This is a genomic window from Lysobacterales bacterium, from assembly GCA_016703225.1.
Lineage (GTDB): Bacteria > Pseudomonadota > Gammaproteobacteria > Xanthomonadales > Ahniellaceae > JADKHK01.
Window position 1 is genome coordinate 999,250 of the sequence record JADJCM010000001.1, and the last position, 18,476, is coordinate 1,017,725.

Annotated in this window: 14 protein-coding genes; 5 read left to right on the top strand and 9 right to left on the bottom strand. The window is 70.0% G+C overall.

Features of this window, described 5'->3' with window-relative positions:
- Positions 1-46: 46 nt before the first annotated feature.
- The 3 genes from IPG63_04340 to IPG63_04350 form a co-directional block, all read right to left on the bottom strand.
- Entirely contained in the window at positions 47-244 is a 198-nt protein-coding gene (locus IPG63_04340) for a hypothetical protein (GenBank protein MBK6726482.1), read from the bottom strand.
- A gap of 171 nt (positions 245-415) precedes the next feature.
- Complete coding sequence (locus IPG63_04345) at positions 416-499, bottom strand: hypothetical protein (protein MBK6726483.1); 84 nt, start codon at positions 497-499, stop codon at positions 416-418.
- A gap of 39 nt (positions 500-538) precedes the next feature.
- Complete coding sequence (locus tag IPG63_04350; GenBank protein ID MBK6726484.1) at positions 539-727, bottom strand: hypothetical protein; 189 nt, start codon at positions 725-727, stop codon at positions 539-541.
- Positions 728-869: 142 nt separating this feature from the next.
- Between IPG63_04350 and IPG63_04355 the strand changes: the two genes are divergently transcribed.
- Positions 870-2,255 (top strand): PLDc N-terminal domain-containing protein, encoded by a 1,386-nt coding sequence (locus tag IPG63_04355; protein MBK6726485.1) that lies wholly within the window; start codon positions 870-872, stop codon positions 2,253-2,255.
- On the opposite strand, the gene IPG63_04360 is transcribed toward IPG63_04355, so the two are convergent.
- From IPG63_04360 to IPG63_04375, 4 genes are all read right to left on the bottom strand, one after another.
- Positions 2,252-4,822: a protein kinase gene (locus tag IPG63_04360; protein ID MBK6726486.1), complete on the bottom strand. Its 2,571-nt coding sequence runs from the start codon at positions 4,820-4,822 to the stop codon at positions 2,252-2,254. The genes IPG63_04355 and IPG63_04360 overlap by 4 nt on opposite strands.
- Entirely contained in the window at positions 4,806-5,381 is a 576-nt protein-coding gene (locus tag IPG63_04365) for a sigma-70 family RNA polymerase sigma factor (protein MBK6726487.1), read from the bottom strand. The genes IPG63_04360 and IPG63_04365 overlap by 17 nt, the downstream gene beginning before the upstream one ends.
- Positions 5,382-5,450: 69 nt before the next feature.
- Positions 5,451-6,521, bottom strand: a complete 1,071-nt coding sequence (locus tag IPG63_04370; protein ID MBK6726488.1) for a hypothetical protein — start codon at positions 6,519-6,521, stop codon at positions 5,451-5,453.
- Between the two features lie 10 nt (positions 6,522-6,531).
- A complete protein-coding gene (locus IPG63_04375; protein ID MBK6726489.1) occupies positions 6,532-7,662 on the bottom strand; it encodes a hypothetical protein in 1,131 nt (376 codons plus the stop codon).
- Between the two features lie 131 nt (positions 7,663-7,793).
- Between IPG63_04375 and IPG63_04380 the strand changes: the two genes are divergently transcribed.
- Positions 7,794-10,304 (top strand): hypothetical protein, encoded by a 2,511-nt coding sequence (locus IPG63_04380; GenBank protein MBK6726490.1) that lies wholly within the window; start codon positions 7,794-7,796, stop codon positions 10,302-10,304.
- Between the two features lie 25 nt (positions 10,305-10,329).
- Here IPG63_04380 and IPG63_04385 read toward each other — a convergent pair whose 3' ends face one another.
- Together IPG63_04385 and IPG63_04390 are read right to left on the bottom strand one after the other, a co-directional pair.
- Complete coding sequence (locus IPG63_04385) at positions 10,330-10,794, bottom strand: DUF2269 domain-containing protein (protein MBK6726491.1); 465 nt, start codon at positions 10,792-10,794, stop codon at positions 10,330-10,332.
- A 1-nt stretch (position 10,795) separates the two neighbouring features.
- On the bottom strand, positions 10,796-12,100 hold the full coding sequence (locus tag IPG63_04390; GenBank protein MBK6726492.1) for an NAD(P)H-binding protein: 1,305 nt from the start codon (positions 12,098-12,100) through the stop codon (positions 10,796-10,798).
- Between the two features lie 328 nt (positions 12,101-12,428).
- Here IPG63_04390 and IPG63_04395 point away from each other — a divergent pair, with 328 nt between their 5' ends.
- From IPG63_04395 to IPG63_04405, 3 genes are read left to right on the top strand one after another with little or no spacing between them, the layout of a single operon-like run.
- The gene (locus tag IPG63_04395) at positions 12,429-14,450 is read left to right on the top strand and encodes a hypothetical protein (GenBank protein ID MBK6726493.1); all 2,022 of its coding nucleotides are present in this window, start codon (positions 12,429-12,431) and stop codon (positions 14,448-14,450) included.
- Between the two features lies 1 nt (position 14,451).
- Positions 14,452-15,561: a hypothetical protein gene (locus IPG63_04400; GenBank protein MBK6726494.1), complete on the top strand. Its 1,110-nt coding sequence runs from the start codon at positions 14,452-14,454 to the stop codon at positions 15,559-15,561.
- 42 nt (positions 15,562-15,603) lie between these two features.
- A complete protein-coding gene (locus IPG63_04405; GenBank protein MBK6726495.1) occupies positions 15,604-18,294 on the top strand; it encodes a hypothetical protein in 2,691 nt (896 codons plus the stop codon).
- Positions 18,295-18,476: the final 182 nt, after the last annotated feature.

Consider the following 18,476-nt stretch of genomic DNA (forward strand, 5'->3'; position numbering starts at 1 on the left):
GCGAAGGTTACATCGTGTTGCGCGACCTGGGCACAGGCGCACGCCCTCAGTGCATCTGCGGCATCGCCGAGCCGAGGCCCGCCGGATAGCGCGCATCGATGCGTTGCCGAACGTGCGCGCGCAGCGCTTCGGTGCGCGTGTGGATCGCCGCGCGCAGCGTTTGCGCCAGCGCCGTGGCCTCGTCGTCGTTGGCGGCCTGTTCGCAACGCATCAGCGCGGCGCGTGCCGATTCCAGCCACCGCATGCTTGCGCAAAGCTCCTGACTGTCCATGACCTTCTCCCTGCCGATGACCCCAAGCTACGCCGCGGCCAGCACGCGCGCCTCAGGCGAAATCGGAAATGGGTCTGCGAAATTTCGCAGATGGCCGGCGGCAGCGGTCTTTGAAGAAGGCGGCGCAGCACGCAGGCCGACCCCTCACACCGGCTTCATCACCATCAGCCAGAAGATGGCGAGCACCGACACGAACGCCGGCCAGGCGAGCCCGAGCCACCGGCGCATGACGCGGTGGTATTCCGCGGGCAGCGGCGTGCCTTGCGCTCAGGCGATCTGCGCGATCCGCTGCCGCATGTGCGCGCGCAGCGTCTCGGTCTTGGCGTGGATCGCGGCACGCAGCACGATCGCGAGCGCCGCCGCCTCGCGGTCGTTGGCCGCTTCCAGGCAACGCACGTACGCGGCCTGGGCGGCTTCGATCCAGCGCATGGTGGCGCACAATTCCTGGCTGCTCATGCTCGTCTCCCGGTTCATGTCGGGATGATCGGCAACGGCGACTCGGCGCGCGCGGGGTGGTTTCGGAAACGCGCCTGCGAAATTTCGCAACCCGAGGGGCGCGGCGGATACGCTAGCGCAAGCTTCCGACGGCTGATGCCAGATGCCGACCGATCCGCTGCTGCTGCAACTCGCCACGATCGCGACCTGGCTGCTCTGGCTGCTGGCGCTGGTGCTCGCGTTCGAGGTGGTGCACGAGCGGCGGGCGCCGGCGGCAACGCTGGCCTGGGTGGCGTTGCTGCTGTTGCTGCCGGTGCTCGGCCTGCTGCTGTACCTGCTGCTCGCCGCCCGCAAGGTGCCGCGGCCGGCACCGCGACCGTGCGCGCCGGACCTGCCGGAGTCGGTCTGCATGCCGACGGCCGCGGCGCCGGCGCTGGAGCGCATGCTGCGGCGGTTCGGCGTGCCGCCGGCGACGCTCGGCAATGCGCTGCATTTCGCGCTGACCCCGGACGCCGCACGCAGCGACCTGCTGGCGGTGATCGACTCGGCCGAGCGCGAGCTGTGGGTGCTGGTCTACGCCTTCCACGACGACGCCAGCGGCCGCGAGGTGATGACCGCGCTCACCGCCGCCGCCCGACGCGGGGTACAGGTGCGGTTGATGGTTGACGACATCGGCTCGCTCGGCGAGCTGCGCACGGCGCGCCGCGCGTTCCTCGCCGCCGGCGGTCGCATCGTGCGCTTCAAGCCGGTCTGGTATGCGCTGGCGCGGCGCATGGCCAACCTGCGCAACCACCGCAAGATCGTGGTCGCCGACGGTGCCCGCGCCTGGACCGGCGGGCGCAACATCGGCGATGTCTACCTCGGGCGCGGCGATCGCCCCTGGCTCGACCTGTCGCTGCGTGTGGACGGCCCGGCGGCAGCGGTGCTGGCTGAGATCTGCCGCAGCGACTGGCAGTTCGGCAGCGGCGACGCCGGCTGTGGCGCACCGCTGCCGGTGCCGGCAGCCGCCGGCGACACGGTGGTGCAGGTGCTGCCCTCCGGCCCGGAACACGCCGACGACTTGTGGCAGGCGGCACTGATCAAGGCCTGCTTCGCGGCGCAGCAGCGGCTGTGGCTGGCGACGCCGTACTTTGTGCCGGACGAGACCGTGCTGAACGCAGTGCTGACCGCGGCGCATTCCGGCATCGACGTGCGCATTCTGGTACCGCGCCGTTCCGACAACCCGCTGGTGGACCTGGTTGCGCGCAGCTACCAGCGCGAGGCGCAGCGCGCCGGCGCCAGCGTGCATCGCTACGAGCCCGGCATGATGCATGCCAAGTTCGTGCTGGTGGACCAGCGCTACGCCCTGTTCGGCTCGGCCAACATCGATGCGCGCAGCCTGTTCCTGAATTACGAATCGACCCTGGTCGCCTACGATGCGGCGACCGTCGCCACGCTCGCGCAGTTCTTCGACGACGCTTGCGCCCGCGCCACCACGGGTCTTGCCGCAACCGGCCGCGTGCGCGAGACGCTGTCGGCGGTGGCACGGCTGCTGGCACCGCTACTTTAGCGGGCCGCGTCGATCTCGGCCAGGCGCGCGCGCAGGCGCTGCGCGTCGGCATGTCGCGGGCTGTAGCTGTGTTCGTAATACGCGAGCACGCCGGCAATACCCACGCGCGCCTCCGCGTGTCGACCGAGCGCAAGCTCGGCCTCGGCGCGCGCCCAGCGCAGCAGCTGCACGCCGTCGCTGCGTTCGGCCTCGGCATCCGTCGGCGCCGGCGCCTGCGTCAGTGTGTCCAGCGCGGCTGCGGGCGCGCCTTCCCGCACCTGGCCGAGTGCGCGGTAACCGCGCAGCAGCAGGCAGGCATTGCCGTGCATGCGCCCGAGCTCGGTGCAACGCGCGAGTCCGCGCTCGGTCGCCGTGGCCAGGCCTGCGGGCTCGCCGCGCAGCCACCAGGCTCCGGCCAGCAACTGCCAGCCGTGCAGCTCGTTCGGGCTGCCAAGTTCGGCGAGCATCGCGACGCCGCGTTCGATCAAGGCCATGCCACTGGCATCGCCACTGCGCACCCGGCGCGCGCCGGCTTCGACCAGCATCTCGGCATGACGCGGATGGCTGCCGGGAAATTCCGTGGCCGCGATCGCCAGCCCACGTTCGGCCACCGTCAACGCCCGCGCGTGTTCGCCGAGTGCATCGTGGACTGCGATCTGCACATCGAGCACCGGCAGCAACGCCGCCGAACGTTCGCCCTGCAGGCGCTCGGCAATGGCCAGTGCCTCGTCGAGCACCACACGCGCATCCATCCAGCGGCGTTGGTGCTGCAAGGACGCGGCAATGTTGTAAAGCGCGATCGGCAGGCGGATGTCGTCCGCCGGCAGATGCACGCGATAGAGCGCGAGGCCGGCCTGGGCTTCGACCAGCGCCTCGGCGCGACGGCCTTCCTGGTTCAGCACTTCGCCGTAGGTGAAATGCGCATTGCCGAGACTGAGCGGCTCGCTGTCGGCATGCTGTTTCAGGATGGCCAGTGCACGTGCCGCGTAAGGCTTGCCGTCGAGCGTGCGGCCGCGGTACTGCTCGACCACCGCCAAGTTGAGCAGCGTCTCCGCAACCACCGGGCTGGTCGCGCCATGCGCCTGTTCGGCGAGCGCAAGCGCCTTCTGCAGGCGCGCCACCGCCTCGTCGAAACGGCCCTTGGAGGCGAGGATCTCGCCGAAATCGTCGTTGAGGTCGGCGGCGACCATGGGCTCGTCGCTGAACTCGCGGTCGATGCGCGCGAGCGCATCCTCGAAGGCCTCGTCGAGGCTGATCACACCGCGCGCATCACGGCGCATCGGGTCGCTCTGCAGGAACACCGAGAGCACGAATTCGAAGGCGCGTTTGGCGCGCTGCGCCTGCTGGCCGGCGAGCCCGGCGGCGGCATTGGCGCGCGTCGCTTCCTGGTCGGCGCGCGCGGCCGCCGCGGTCGCCACGCGCGCCTGCCACAGCGCCGTCGCGGCCAGCAGCGCAAGCCCGATCGCGGCCACCGCCGCCACCGCGACCGCGGCACGGTGCCGTTGCACGAAACGCGCGAGCCGGTAGCGCCGGGTCGGGGTGCGCGCCAGCACCGGCAAGGCGTCGAGGTAGCGCCCGATGTCGTCCGACAACTCGATGACCGAGCCGTAGCGGTCCTCGGGTCGCGCGCGCAGGGCCCTGGACACGATCGCATCGAGATCGCCGCGCAGCGCCTCGGGTGCATGCGGCAACTCGGCAGCGCGGGCACGAGCACGCTCGCTCGGCAGTTGCAGTTCCTCCTCGTCGATGCGCACCAGGATCGCAGCGGCATTGGCGCCGTCGCGGGTGGCGGGCAACGCGCCGGCAAGCAGACGGAACAGCAGCAGCCCGAGCGCGTAGACATCGGTCGTGGTCGAGATCTCGCCACCCCGCAACTGCTCGGGCGCGGCGTAGGCGATGGTCAGCTGCGCCGCGGTCGGGCCGCCGCCGCTGCCGTCGATCAGCTTGGCGATGCCGAAGTCGAGCAGCTTGGGCTCGCCCTCGTGGTCGACCAGCACATTGCCCGGCTTGATGTCGCGATGCACGACCAGATGCCGGTGCGCGTGCGCAACCGCGGCGCAGATCTTGCGGAACAGCAACAGGCGCGGGCGCAGCGGCAGCGCGTGGCGCGCGCACCAGTCGGTCACCGCGGCGCCGTCGACATGTTCGAGCGCCATCCACGGCTGTCCGAGCGCATCGACCCCGGCGTCGATGAACCGCGCGATGTTCGGATGCGACAGCCGCGCCAGGATGCGGCGTTCGCTGGCCAGGCGCTCGGCGAAGGCGGCGATGCTGCCGCGCACGCGCTTGATCGCGACACGCTGCTCCACGGTGCCGTCCGCGCGCTCGCCGAGCCAGACGTCGCCCATGCCGCCGCTGCCGATCAGGCGCAGCAGGCGGTAGGGCCCGAGCCGTTCCGGCGTCGGCGGCGTCACCGGCACTTCGCCGGCATTCGCATCGAGCTGCCCGAACACGCGCGCGAGACGCAGCAGGCGCGCGACTTCGGGGTGTTCGACCAATTCCGGCGGCAGCGTCGCGGCAGCGATGTCCTCGCCCGCAGCCAGGCGCGCGACCAGCGCCTGCACGCGATCCTCAAGCGTGGCCGTCATCGGCAGCTCCGGCCATGCGCGCGATCGCGCGATTGAGCTTCATGCGCACGCCGTCCGCGCTCTCGCCGAGTTCGGCGGCGATCTCGGCGAAACTCATGCCGAACTCGAAGCGCATCAGCACCAGCGCGCGATGCTCGGGCGCCAGCGCCGCCAGCGACTGCTCGTAGGCGATCCAGTCGGCCGGATCGACGTGCTGCGCCGGCAGCGCCGCGGCCGCGACCTCGGCCACGTCACCGCCCGCGACCACCGGCGATCCCTCGCGACGCCGCAGCGCCTCGCGCAGGGCATTGATCAGCACTGTGCGCAGGTAGGCGAAAAAGTCGCCCGGCGCCTGCGTCTGAATCGCGTCGAGCCGCGCCAGCACGCGCGTCCAGGTGAGCTGCACCAGATCGCCGGTATCGTGCTCGTGGCGCAACAGCTCGGGCACGCGGCCTTGCGCGAAACGACGCAGCAGCGGCTCGACCCGACTCACCAGCGCATCGCGCGCCGAGGCGTCGCCGGCGCGCGCGCGCGCCAGCAGACCGGCCGTGGTGTATTGCGCCGCTGTCGATTCGACCATCGCCCCGCACCCTCGCTGCAAGCCGCCGCGAGCATAGCCGAGCACCGCCAACCTGCGCCGTGTGCGCGTTCATTCGAAGCCATCGCCGAACAGCTCGTCCTGGCTCTCGTAGGCGCCGATGTCGACGGCGCTGCCGCTCACCCGCGGCAGGCCGTCGAGGTCGCGCCGGCCGAGGACGAAGGGCGTATGTCCGGCGTCGCGCAGCGGCGAGTCTGGCGACAGCCGATAGTCCCCGGCAAACGGATCGACGAATTCGGGATTGGTGAGGGCCAGATTGCCGACCTGCGCCTCGGGCTCGACGTTGCTGGACAGGCCAACGAAGTTGTTGTGGTAGAGGAACAGACCGAGTGGGCCGTCGATCCGCAGGTCGTCGCCGCTCGTGTTGAATGCGAAGGCGTTGTTCGCGAACACGACCTCGGGGTCGTCGGCGCCACCCACGCGAAAGGTGAACTCGCAGTTGCTGTCGGGCAGGCAGGCATTCGCGACCAGGGTGTTGCCGACCACGAAGTTGAGCGCCGAGTCCGGCGTGTTCAGGGTCAGACTCAGGGCCACATGCCCGAAGCCGGCGCGATTGGCCAGAAACAGGCTGTTGCTGATGTGCACCGTGCCCGAGCTACCGACGCTGAGGCCACCGCCGTAATACTCCGCGTCGTTGTTGCGCACGATCACGTGGTCGATGATCAAGTTGCCGCTGTATCCGGCATTCGTCCCGATCGATCCGCCACCGCCACTCCAAATCGACCGGCCGGAGCGGATCGTCAACCTTTCGATGATGATGTCGCCATGGGTGCCGGCGGCACCGTCCAATCGCAATACCGGCCTGACGCCGCCACCCGAGAGCACGGTCAGGGCGGAATCCAGAGTGGACAGCAGACAGTTTCCTCCAGCCAGCTCGTAGCCCCCGGACAGGCGCAGGCTGTGGTTCTCGGTGGCTTGGTACTCGAATGCAGTGGATCCCGTGCTCGGTGCGTAGGTACCGGTAGCGATGAGGATGTGATCGTCCTCGCCATTGCTTTGAGCCACGGCCAGCGCGTTGTGCAGTCCGGCGACAGTGGATACGCAGGTGGTTGCGGCCTTGACTGCGGTGGTCGCTAAGGTCAGAAGCAGGCAGGCGCGCAATCGTTGAACACGCGTCGACATGATGGGTTTCTCAAGGCGAAGGTGGAGTTGATGCTTGCGGCGCGTGCAAGCCGAATGCTGGTCTGGCACGCGCAGCGTCTTGGTCGAAGCCGTCACTGAACAGTTCGACACGACTTTCGTAGGCGCCGATGTCGACGTCAGCGCCGTTGATCCGAGGCAGGCCGTCGAGGTCGCGGTCGGTCAGGACGAAGGGCGTGTGTCCGGCGTTGCGCAGCGGCGATTCGGGCAGCAGTCGGTAGTCGTCATCGAAGGGATCGACGAAGTCCGGATTGGTCAGCGCCAGGTTGCCGACATTCACCTCGGGCGCGACGTTGGTCGACAGGCCCACGAAGTTGTTGCGGTACAGGAACAGGCCCAGCGGGCCGTCGATGCGCAGGTCGTCGTCGCCGCCATTGAACGCCAACGCATTGTTCGCGACCACCACTTCGGCGTCGCTGGCGCTGCCGGCGCGCAGCGCGAAGTTGCAGCTGCTGGCGGGCAGGCAGCCATTCGCGACCAGGGTGTTGCCGACGATGAAATTCGGCGCCGCATCCGGCGTGTTCAGGGTCAGGGTGAGCGCCGAATGCCCGATACCGACGCGGTTGGCGAGGAAAAAACTGTTGCTGATGCTGACCGTGCCCGAGGTGCTGACACTGAGTCCACCACCGAACAACTCGGCGTCGTTGTTGCGCACGATCACGCGGTCGATGACCACGTCACCGTTGAATCCGGCGACGCCGCCGAGCGTTCCGCCGCCGCCGCTTTCGGTCGAGTGGCCATCGCGGATGGTCAGGGCCTCGACGCGGATGTTTCCGCTGGTGCCGGGGTCGCCGGCCAGGCGCAGCACCGAGCGCGCGCCACTGCCGGAGAGCACGGTGAGCGCCGGATCCAGCGCTTGCAGCAGGCAACTTGCGCCAACCAAGACGTAGCCGCCCGTCAAGCGCAGGCTCCGATTTTCGGTGGCTCGGTAATCGAAGGCGAACGTGCCTGTGCCGGGTGCGTAGGTACCGGTAGCGATCAGGATGTGATCGTCCTCGCCGTTGTTTTCCGCCTCCGACAGCGCGCTCTGCAGACCGGCAACGGTGGAAACGCAGGAGGTCGCGGCCTCGACCGCGATGGCTGGCAGCAGCAGGCTCGACAACAGCAACAGACGTGATCGCATGGCGCTCTCCTTGGGTTCGTCGTCATGAATGGACGAACGCGCCGAAAGCGAACGCGGGCCGCATCGACATCCGCCGCGTTCGCTTTCGGCGCCGCCATGCATTCCGGTCTGAAGCCACCGAGGAAACCGCGATGCGTCTGCTCCTGATCTGCGCAAGCCTGATGTCGACCCTGGCCGCCAACGCCGCGACCGCCGCCGACTGCCGCTGGACCGCGGCCAGCGGCAACTGGACCGACGCCTCGGCCTGGCTCGACTGCGCCACCGGCAGCGGCAGCCCGGTGGGCACCCCGGGTGCGAACGACCACGTGCATCTGGAAGCCGGCGTGGTCACGCTGCCGCAGGGCGAACGCAGCATCGCCACGCTGCAGTTCGACAGCGGCGCGCGGCTGTCGCATGCCGCCAACCAGTTCGCAACCCTGATCGTCGAACAGTCGCTGCAGTGGAACGGCGGCCGCGTCGAGACCATTGTCGGCGGCGGCATCGGCGGCGGCATGCGCTTGGTGGTCGCGGCCGCTGCCAGCGCGCAACTGACCGCGGCGGCGTCGATCGGCCGCTACGCAGCTTTCGAGAACCGCGGCAGCCTGGTGCTCGACGCACCGGCCGCAGCCGATCGCATCGACCTGGAAGGCAGCGCCGAATTGCTCAGCATCGAAGGCAGCAGCTTCAGCGTGCTGGGCGATGCCGCACTCAATCGCACGGATGCCAGCAGCAATGGCGCCGCCTTCGTGAAGCTCAGTGGCGACACCCTGGTGCAGGGCCCGGGCACGCTGGCGCTCGACGGCATCGATGGCAGCAAGCGACTCAACGTCGAACTGCGCGGCGGCACCACGACTGTGCGCAACGCGACCGTGCAGATCACCGACAACTCGGCGCGCTTCGATCTGGTCGATGACGACGCCAGCACGCTCGATGACGACGCCAACCTGCGCCTGGAGAACGGCGTGCTCGCGCTCGGCGGTGCCAGCTACTCCACGTCGCTGCTCGAAGGCAGCCTGCTCTCCGGCAGCGGCAGCTGGCAGGCGAACGTCAGCGTGCGCGGTCGCATCGATCCGGGTGAGATCGCCGGCCCGGATTACGGCAGCCTCGCCATCACCGGCAGCGCCAACATGCAGAACACCGCCCGCCTGCAGGCCGATCTCGGGGGCAACACGCCGCAGACCTCGGACCGCCTGACGGTGGGCAGCCTGCAACTTGGCTCCAGCGCGAACACGCTCGTGCTCGACCTGCGCTTCGCGCCGGCGGTATCGACCGCACTCGGCGCCGAGTTTCCGCTGATCGGCTACACCAGCGTGGAGCCGTCCAGCGATGCTGCGGTGCGCCAGATCGTCGCCAACGTGCCACGCGATTTCGCGACGCGTTTCGGCGGCGGCATGTTATCGGTGCTGGCGGCGCCACGCGTGTTGCTCGACACCTTGAGCGTGCTCGAGGGCAACAGCGGCAATGTCGAGCACCAGCTGCCGGTGCGCCTGTCCGAACCGGCACCGTTCCCGGTCACCGTGCGCGTGACCGGCTTCAGCGACGGCAGCGCGGTGCGCAGCCCCGTGCCCGCCGACTTCAGCGGCGACCCGTACCTGTTCCTGAACTTCGCGCCCGGCCAAACCGAGCTGACGGTGCCGGTGACCATCCATGGCGATACCGTGCTCGAGGCCAACGAGCAATTCACGATGAACTTCCGGCGCGGCGCGTTCGTCGACGTCGCTGCCGGCAACGGCGTGATCGGCGACCCGACCCGCGCCGTCACCATCACCAGCGAGGAGATCGCCGCCGGCACGCGCTACGTGCTGATGGCCGGTGGCGGGCGCATCCGTCGCTTCACCACCGACGGCATCCTGCTCGACACCTGGGTGTTCGACTCGGGCGCTCCGCTGAGTACCACCGGTATGTGCTTCGCGCCGAATGGCGACATCCCGGCCACGCGCTTCGATACCGCGGTCGCCAGCGACCTGATCCGCTTCGGGCATGACGGCGCGGTGCTGGCGGCCAACTTCGCGGCACCCAAGCCTTCCGCGATCTATGCCGAGTCCTGCGTGTTCGACCAGGCCGGCAATGTCTACGTCGGCCATGCCGGCCTGATCACGACGCCGTCGCCCGACACTTTGGTGCCAATCCAGAAGTTCGACCGCCATGGCAACTGGCTCGACACCTTCGTGGTTCCGACCGGCACGCGCGGCACCGACTGGATCGACCTCGATGCCGACCAGTGCACGCTCTATTACACCTCCGAAGACGACGCCATCCGCCGCTACAACCTGTGCACGCGCAGCCCGTTGCCGGTGCTGGCGAGCGGACTCGAGGCACCCTGCTTCGCGCTGCGGCGTCGCCCCAATGGCGAGGTGATGGTCGCGTGCCGGCACCGCGTGTATCGCCTCGACCGCGAGGGCGACATCCTGCGCGAGTATTCGCGCGAGAGCCTGGGCGAGAACGACAACAGTGGCCTGTTCGCGCTCAATCTCGACCCCGACGGCACCTCGTTCTGGACCGCCGGCATCGTGAGCAACCGCGTGGTGCGCGCCGACATCGCCAGCGGCGCCATGCTGTCGAGCTTCACGCCGCCGCAGTCCGGCCAGAACGGCGGCCTCGCGATCTACGACGAGATCTTCGGCATCGACAGCCCGACCCTGTTCGGCGACGGCTTCGAATAGGTGCCTCGACGACCGCCGACGACCGCTACACCGGCTTCATCACCATCAGCCAGAAGATCGCGAGTACCGCAAGGAACGCCGGCCAGCCGAGCCAGAACCACCAGCGCATGACGCGGTGGTACTCGGCCGGCAGCGGCGTGCCGCTCGCGAGCGCGTCGGCAGCGAGGCGAGCCGCGCGCCATTGCAGCCACAGCACCGGCAGCCAGCACAGGCCGATGAGCACGAACAGGGCCAGCGCCAGCGCGATCCACAGCTGCGTGTACGGCAGTCCGAGCGTGTGCATCAGCCATAGCCCGGTCAGCAGTTGCGTCAGCACCGCCGGCGCGGTGAAGCAGGCATCGGCAATCACCACCGTGCGTGCGGTCGCGGCGATCACGCGCGGGTCGCCGCCGCGATGCGCGATCCAGCAGAAGAAGGCGATGCCAAGCCCGGTCCCGAACACCAGCGTCGAGGCCAGGATGTGCAGCCACTTGATCGTCAGGTAATCCATTTCAGCGCCGCTCCGAGAGCACCGCCAGCACCGCCAGCGCCGGCAACAGCACCAGGTTCTTGGCCAGGCCGCCGAGCGGGTCGAGCCACAGCGCCGGCAGTGCGATGCCGAAGGCGAGCGTGTACGCAGCGACCAGCGCCAGCATCGCCAGCACCACGCGCGGTCCGGGCGCGATCAGCAACGCCAGCGCGAGCAGGCCATCGAGCGCTGCGCCAACGCGCGCCAACCGCACCGGTTCAAACGCGGCGAGCGGCGAGCCCGCGGCCAGGCCTTCGATCGCGGCAGCATCGGTCGCGAAACCGGCCCAGGCTGACAACGCGAACAGCAGCACCACCATCGCGCGCAGCAGTGGCCCGAGCGGATGCAGCCGCGCCTGCCAGCGGTCCTGCACTTGCGCCGGACGCGTCGCCAGCACGGTGTCGAGCGCACGCGGCGCCGTGCCGAAATCGCGCAGCAGCCGCGCGTGCGCATCCGCCGCGCCGACATTGCCCCGTTGCAACATGCGCCAGATCACCCCGGTCAGCGGCCCGCGTCCGAAGGCATCGCCGCACGCGACCAGGGCCGACACCAGCACCGCCGGCACCGCCAGCACGCGCGCCTCGGGAAAGCCGAGCCAGCGCCGCCAGCACGCCAGGTATTCGCGCAGCGTCAAGGCCTCGGGTCCGACCACGTCGTACACGCCACGCTGGCCACCCGACATCGCCGCGACCACCAGGTCCGCCAGGTCCTCGGCGGCGAGCGGCGCGAAACGCTGGCTGCCGCCCGCGGGCAGCGGCAACAGCAGCGGCGTCGCCGCGATGGCGCGCAACAGCGCGGTGCCGCCGTACGCGCCGCTGGCCGAGTAGACGACCGAAGGCCGCAGCACCAGCACCCCCAGCGGCAGCGCCAGCAGTGCCGCGTCGCAGCGATGCTTGCTCGCGACAAACTCGCCGTCGCTGGGGTCGCCGAGCGCCGAGATCTGTACGAAGCGGCGCACGCCACATTCGACGCAGGCCCGGGCCAGCGCCAGCGGGGCGCGTTCATGGATCGCATCGAAACGCTGGCCGCGGGTCTCGCGCAGGATGCCGGCCACGTTGACCACCGCGTCGATGCCGGCGAGCGCTGGCAACCACTGCGCCGGATCGGTCCAATGCGCGAGATCGCAGGCGATGGCGTCGCCTGCACCGCGCGTCTCGCGCACGCCGCGGCGCACGCGGAATCCGGCTCGCCCCAGCGCCGCGACAATGAAACCGCCGAGAAAACCGCCGGCGCCGAGCACCAGCACGGTCTTCGCATCAGGCGCGGTGGCAACGATGGCTTCGGGCATCGGCAGGGCTCGGCAACGAGATCCAAGCCTAGCGTGCTGAGCTTGCCGGCCAGAAGTCCGGCATCAACTGCGAGTGCGCCTGACTACTGCGCCGCGATGGCGAAGATCGGCGCGCTGAGCGCGAGGGCGATGGCAACTGCGAAGCGGATCAGGACCAGGCGCATGACCGATCTCCTTTGGGTGCAGGTGCAGTCTGCTGTGCCCGCGTTCGGGATGCCTCGGGGAGAATCGGATTTGTGCCTGCGAAATTTCGCAGATTGCGGCCCGGCGCACATCGGCGGGCGCGCGCGGGACTAGGATGCGCCAGCGCTCACTGCCGGAGTCGACCATGATCCGATTCGCCGCGTTCGGCCTGCTGGCCGCACTGGCCGCCGTGCCGGTGCAGGCCAAGGACCTGCTCGACCATGTCATCGCCGCGGTCGATCCGACGCTGGCCCCGGCGCGACCGCTGATCGAGTGCCTGGCCGGAGGCGGTGCGGCCGAACGCTGCGCGCTGGATGCCGCCAAGGAACAGGGCGTCGGCGCCTTGCCGATCGGACCCGCCGACGACCGCGTGCAGAAGGTGGTGACGGTGTTCGTCGCGGCCCGCGATGGCAACTGGCCCAAGGTGCTGCAGGTCGGCGGCACGGTGGTGGCGGAGACCATCGCCTGCGCCATCCTGCCGCTCCAGGGTCCGGTCAAGGGCGCGGCCTGCGCCATCGTCCGTCACGTGATCGGCAAGAAGGCGGGCCTGCTCGGCGACGTGCTCGCGGCGCTCAAGGGTCCGGACTGGTGGCGTCTGTTTGAACTTCTCGGCAGCGAGTCCTGCGCGCTGATCCCGAACGAAGGTGCCGCCGGCGTGGCGCGCGAAGTGCTGTGCGGCACGCTGGCGCAGGCACTGACCGAGATCAAGCAATGGGCCAAGACGCTGGGCGGCGGCCTCGTCGCCGGCAGCGACGCACTCGAGAACCTGGTGTTCGGCGACGACAGCCACATGTCCTACGACCGCTACTTCGCGCTGTTCTGGCAGCCCTGGTACCACTACGGCACCGCGCGCGCGCATGCCGGCCAAGAATGGCGCACCGCGCCCGGGCGCGTGTACGACCGCTGCGTCGACTACTTCGATGCGCACAACCAGTACCGCAGCACCGCGCGCAAGACCTGCGGCAACCTGCGCGACAAGTTCGATCGCCACGTCCAGGGCTTCGCCGCGGCGCTGCCGGTGGCGGTGCAGGGCTACTTCACGACGGTGGCCAAGCCGGCCGCGCGCATCGCCGCGATCTCGACCTGGGGCAAGCCCAAGAGCGGCGGCCCGGCGCCCGGCGAGAACCTGTTCGTGATGGTCTGCGAAACCGACCTGCGCCAGCGCATCCCCTTCCCCGAGGTCAGCGAGGTGCCCTGCATCCTGCTCGATGAGCACGCCAAGAAGTACGGCAAGAGCGGATTCGGTGCGTTGTTCGCCGACGTGGCCAAGACCTGCTTCAAGGATGCCGCCGCACGCGACGTGCAACCGACGGTATGGGCCGATGCCTGCGAGGAGCTGCGGCCGATGTACGGGCAGGCGGTGGCCGGCGAAGCGCTGTGGCTGATCGCCACCGTCGGCAAGCTCAAGGGCCGCGGCTGCACGATCGACGATGCCGTCAACGGCAAGCCGGGGCTGCGCATCCACTGCGCCGATCCCGCGGCGCATTCCGCCTGCCGCAGCGCGTTCCATCCGAATGCCGACAAGTACTGTCGTCTCACCGAACCACCGCTGCGCGCCGAGCGTAGCCTGCAGCAGGCCGATGCGGTGTTCGACGGGCCGATGGCCGCGAGCGGGCCGGTCGCGGCTGCGGAAGAGCGTGCGCCGCCGATCGAGATGCATCGCGTGACCGAAGCCCGCGCCAGCAATGGCACGTTGCAGCTGCGTCACCTGAACTTCGCACTGGCGCCGATCCGCATCGAGGCGGAGACGCTGCTCGAACGTGGCGCGGTGCGCGTGGCGGGCGGCAGCGCCTTCGCGCAGCCGATGTCCGGCTTTGGCCCGCACTGGAGCGCCGGTGCGCAACTGTTCTGGCGCGACCCCGAACCCGGCGCCACGCTCGATCTGCAGATGGAGGTGCCGCAGGACGGCGCCTGGCGCGTCGCGATCGCCCTGACGCGCGCGCCCGACTACGGCGCGCTCGCGTTCGAGGTCGACCAGCATCCGGTACGCGCGGGCTTTGATGGCTACGCCGCCGGCGTCGAGGCACCGGTCGTGGTCGAACTCGGCACCTTTGCGATGCAACGCGGCACGCGCCCGCTGAGCTTGATGGTGAACGGACGCAATCCGGCGGCGAGCGCGCACTTCGTCGGCATCGACCACATCCTGCTGAGCCCGGCCGGAGACTGAAATGAACCCGATTCCCGTTCGTCTGTTCGTCCTGCTGCTGTGCAGCGGCGCCGCGTTCGCCGAAGCACCGGAGCGCGCCGTGTTCGAGCCACCGCTGCACGAAGGCCATCGCGTCGATGTCTGCCGGCTCTGGAGCCAGGGCTGCGGCCAGCCCGCAGCCGACTACTTCTGCGAGTTGCAGCACTACACGCAGGCGTTCGCATTCGAAGTCGATGCCGACATCGGCGCCAGCACGCCGACACGCACACTCGAAGACGGCCGCGTCTGCGACCAGGCCTTCTGCGACGGCTTCCGCTCGATCACCTGCAGTGGCCCCAAACCTGGCGCCGCCGGCGAGGAACCATCGTTCCCGCCCGGCGTCGTGGATCCGCCACCGCCACCGCCACCGCCACCGCCACCGCCACCGCCTCCGCCTCCGCCTCCGCCGGAACCCGCCGCGCCGCCGGCGCCCGCTGCCGAGCCGCCGTGGACCGCGAAAGACGTGATCGACCCGCGCATCGACGTGCAGGCGCAGTACGCGCTGTTCCGTCTGTTCAGGGGCACGCCGCTGCAGCGCGTCGAGGCCTCGCAGTTGCTCTCCGCGATCCAGGCCGGCGTCGTGCTCGGCGTCTACCAGCACGACCAGAAGGTGCCGGCGCTGCGCGCGCAGGAACTGGGCAGCTGGTGGGGCGAATTGCTGCCCGCCGGCGCCGAGGGCAGGTGCGTGGTCGAACCGGTCGGCAAGCCGGCGCTGATCGCCATGCGCCGAGGCACCCCGACCGACACCGCCCGCTACGACGCCGCGTTGCTCGATGCCTGGCGCGACTGCAGCATCGCCATCCACGCGCCGGTGCGGCCCTACCAGTCCGGCGCGCACGGTGAGCCGGGCAACACCGGCGTCGAGCATTCCTGTGCCGGCGCCGAGCAGCTGGCCGCGGCGCTGCAGGCCTGCGCGGACCTGCGCCAACGCAAGGTCGACGGCTGCAAGCGCATGTATCTGATCCGTGCCGACGGAAACCCCGATTTCGCCGAGCAGCTGGAACTGGCCGAGGGCATCCAGGGGGGCTGTGTCGGCCGCTTCGATGCCCTGCACGCCAGTTGCGAACAGACTGCGCACGCCATGTGTCGATAGCCTGCTGCACTGCCCACAATGGCGACACCGGAACTCCGCCCCGTGAACACCTTCTCGCTGAATGCCCTGCGCACAGGCCTGTGTGCACTGAGCCTGCTGGCCTCGACCGCGCATGCCGACTGGCCGCCGCCGGTACCCGCCGAGATCGTGCTGGAGCTGCGCAACGCGGCACCGACCGCACGCAATGATGAACTCGCCATCGGCGGCGTGCCGTTGCCGCGCGCGCTCGACGTGCACGACCTGCAGGGCCTGGCGGTGGTCGATGCGCAAGGCGTCGCGGTGCCGGCCGGTTTCCGTGTGCTGGCGCGCTGGCACGCCGCACGCGACGACCTCGCCGCGCCGATCCAGTGGCTGCAGGTGCGGTTCCTGGCAGACGTGCCGGCCGCCGGCAGTGCGCACTATCGGCTGCGCGTCGACGGCAGCATCGCCAATCCAGCGCCGGCGCAAGCGCTGGTGCTGAGCCAGGTCGGCGCGCAGTGGCAGATCGACACCGGCGTCGCGCGCTTCTTCCTCGGTGCCAGCGCGGCGCGCGTGCTGGATCGCATCGAGGCCCCGCCGGGCACGCTGCTGGTCGATTCCGCCATCGCCTCGGCCACCGTCGACGGCCAACTCGCCAGCGGCTTCGCCAGTCTGCGCAGCGTGGTCGTCGAGCACGCCGATGCGCTCGGCGCAGTGCTGCGCGTGGAAGGAACGTTCGCGCACCCGGCGCTCGGTGACGGGCTGGTCAGCGGTGGCCGAAGGCTGGAGTTCGCCGCCGGTTCCGCGGCGGTGAGCGTGCGCGACTGGATCGACTGGGAAGGCGACCGTTGCGGCATCGGCAACCTGGCCTGCGATGGCACGCCGAACGCGCGCGAGCTGCAGCGCTGGCGCGTGGCGCTGACTCCCGCGCTCGGTGGCGCCCGCACCCTCACGCTGCTGGCGCAGCCGGGGCAAGCTGCGGTCAGCGCAGCGGCCAATCCCGGCGCCAGCGCCGAGCTGCGCCAACTGCGCCGCGCGCAGCGACTGCTGCCGCAGCAGTACACGCTCGCGGCTCCGGGTCAGCCGGTGCAGCAGGGCGTGCGTGCCGATACCGGTGCGCTGCTGCTGTCGGGCAACGAGGGCCGCGTCGGCATCGCGCTGGCACAGATGGCCGACTTCGAGCCGCAGGCATTGCGTCTGCTGGCGGACGGCACGGTTGCCGCAGACCTCGCCGACGACGGCGTCTGGCTCGGCGCGCGCCAGGGCAGCTACGCCGTGTATCGACTCGGCGCCTGGCCGTTGACGACCACAGTCGACCAGGCGCTCGCTGAACTGCGCCTGGCGCTGGACCAACCGCTCTGGGTACTCGCGGCAGCGCAGTGGATCGCCGCATCGGAAGCCACCGAGGAGTTTCCGGTGGGCCCACTGCTGCCGGCGCTGTCCGGCTACGACGGCGTGCTCGACGACCTGATCGCGCGCTCGCAGTCGCTGCGCCGCGACCGCGGCCTCGAAGGCCTGCAGACGCATGGCCTGTTTCCGCGAGAGTGGGGCAATCCGATCGGCAGCGACGAGATCGATTGCGGCGACGACCCGACCCCGACGCAGGACTGGGACGATCCTTACTGGTGCGCCAGCTGGACCGACTATCACAACACCAGCATGAGCGCCTGGGTGCACGCCTGGCGCCACGGCGATCCGTCCGCGCTGCGCAGCATCGCCGTGCCCGCCGCCCTGCGCATGCTGCACACGCAACTGCAACGCTGCGCGCCCGATGACCCGTTCTTCCATTGCGGCCAGGTGCCGACCGGCTACGGCGGCTATCGCGCCAACAACAATGGTTCGCACCAGTACATCGAGAGCCTGGTGCAGTACTACTGGCTGAGCGGCGACGACAGCGTGGTCGAGCGACTGCTACAGGGCGCGCGCGCGCGTCGCGGGTTCCTGTGTCCGGCGCGCGGCAGTGAGCCGCCGGGGCCGGTGTGCGCCGCCACCACGCCGATCGCCGACCCCTGGGCCGGGCTCAACGACCGCGTCGCGGTGCAGGCCTATCAGATGTTCCGCCTGGTCGGCCTCACCGCCGATGCCAGCTTCCTCGCCGACTGGAGCAGCAACAGCGCACGCGCGCTGACGCAGAACTTCGCGCTGCTGCAGTCCGGCGGCCAGGCGCTCGGCTTCACCGAGCCCTCCGGCGGCGGCGATACCAGCAGCATCGGCGGCGCCGGCAGCTACTACACGACGCAGCTGTGGATGGCCTCGGTGTACGACTTCAACCAGCTGCAACGACTGCGCATCGACAGCAACGACGCGGCCCTCGGGCAACCACCGGTGAACCCGTCGGCAGCGATCGACGGTTGGGCGCGCACCCTGCTGGCCGCCGCCAGCGTCGCGCCCGGCGGCAACGGCAGCGCGTTCGGCGTCTGGCCCAACGAACTGCGTTTCACCTTCAGCGGCGCGCGCATCGGCGGCACGCTGACGCCACCGCTGGAGGCGGGCTGGGCGCCGGGCCCGGCGCCGCAGCCCTGCGACGACCGCTGCCTCTACGACTCGGGCAAGGCCAGCCTCGGCGCCTCGCTGGCGCGCTCGGCCGACGCGCTCGGCGACAGCGCCATGCGCCAGATGGCCCTCGATCTCAGCACGCTGACGCTGCAGGTGATCGGCCAGCTGCCGCAGCCGATGAACAAGGCCACCGGACTGTACTTCGGCCGGTTGCACGCCGCCGTGGCGCGGCTGTCGCAGGACAACGCCAATCCGATCTTCGGCGATGGGTTCGAGTAGGGGTGGTTGCCAGCGCAGAGCGTTCGGCTAAAGCCGAACCCACCAGGGCCGAACCCACTGGGGCTGAACCCACTGGGGCTGAACCCACTGGGGCTGAACCCACTGGGGCTGAACCCACTGGGGCTGAACCCACCAGGGCTGAACCCACCAGGGACGCTTCTTCCGGCAAGCGATCATGTTCG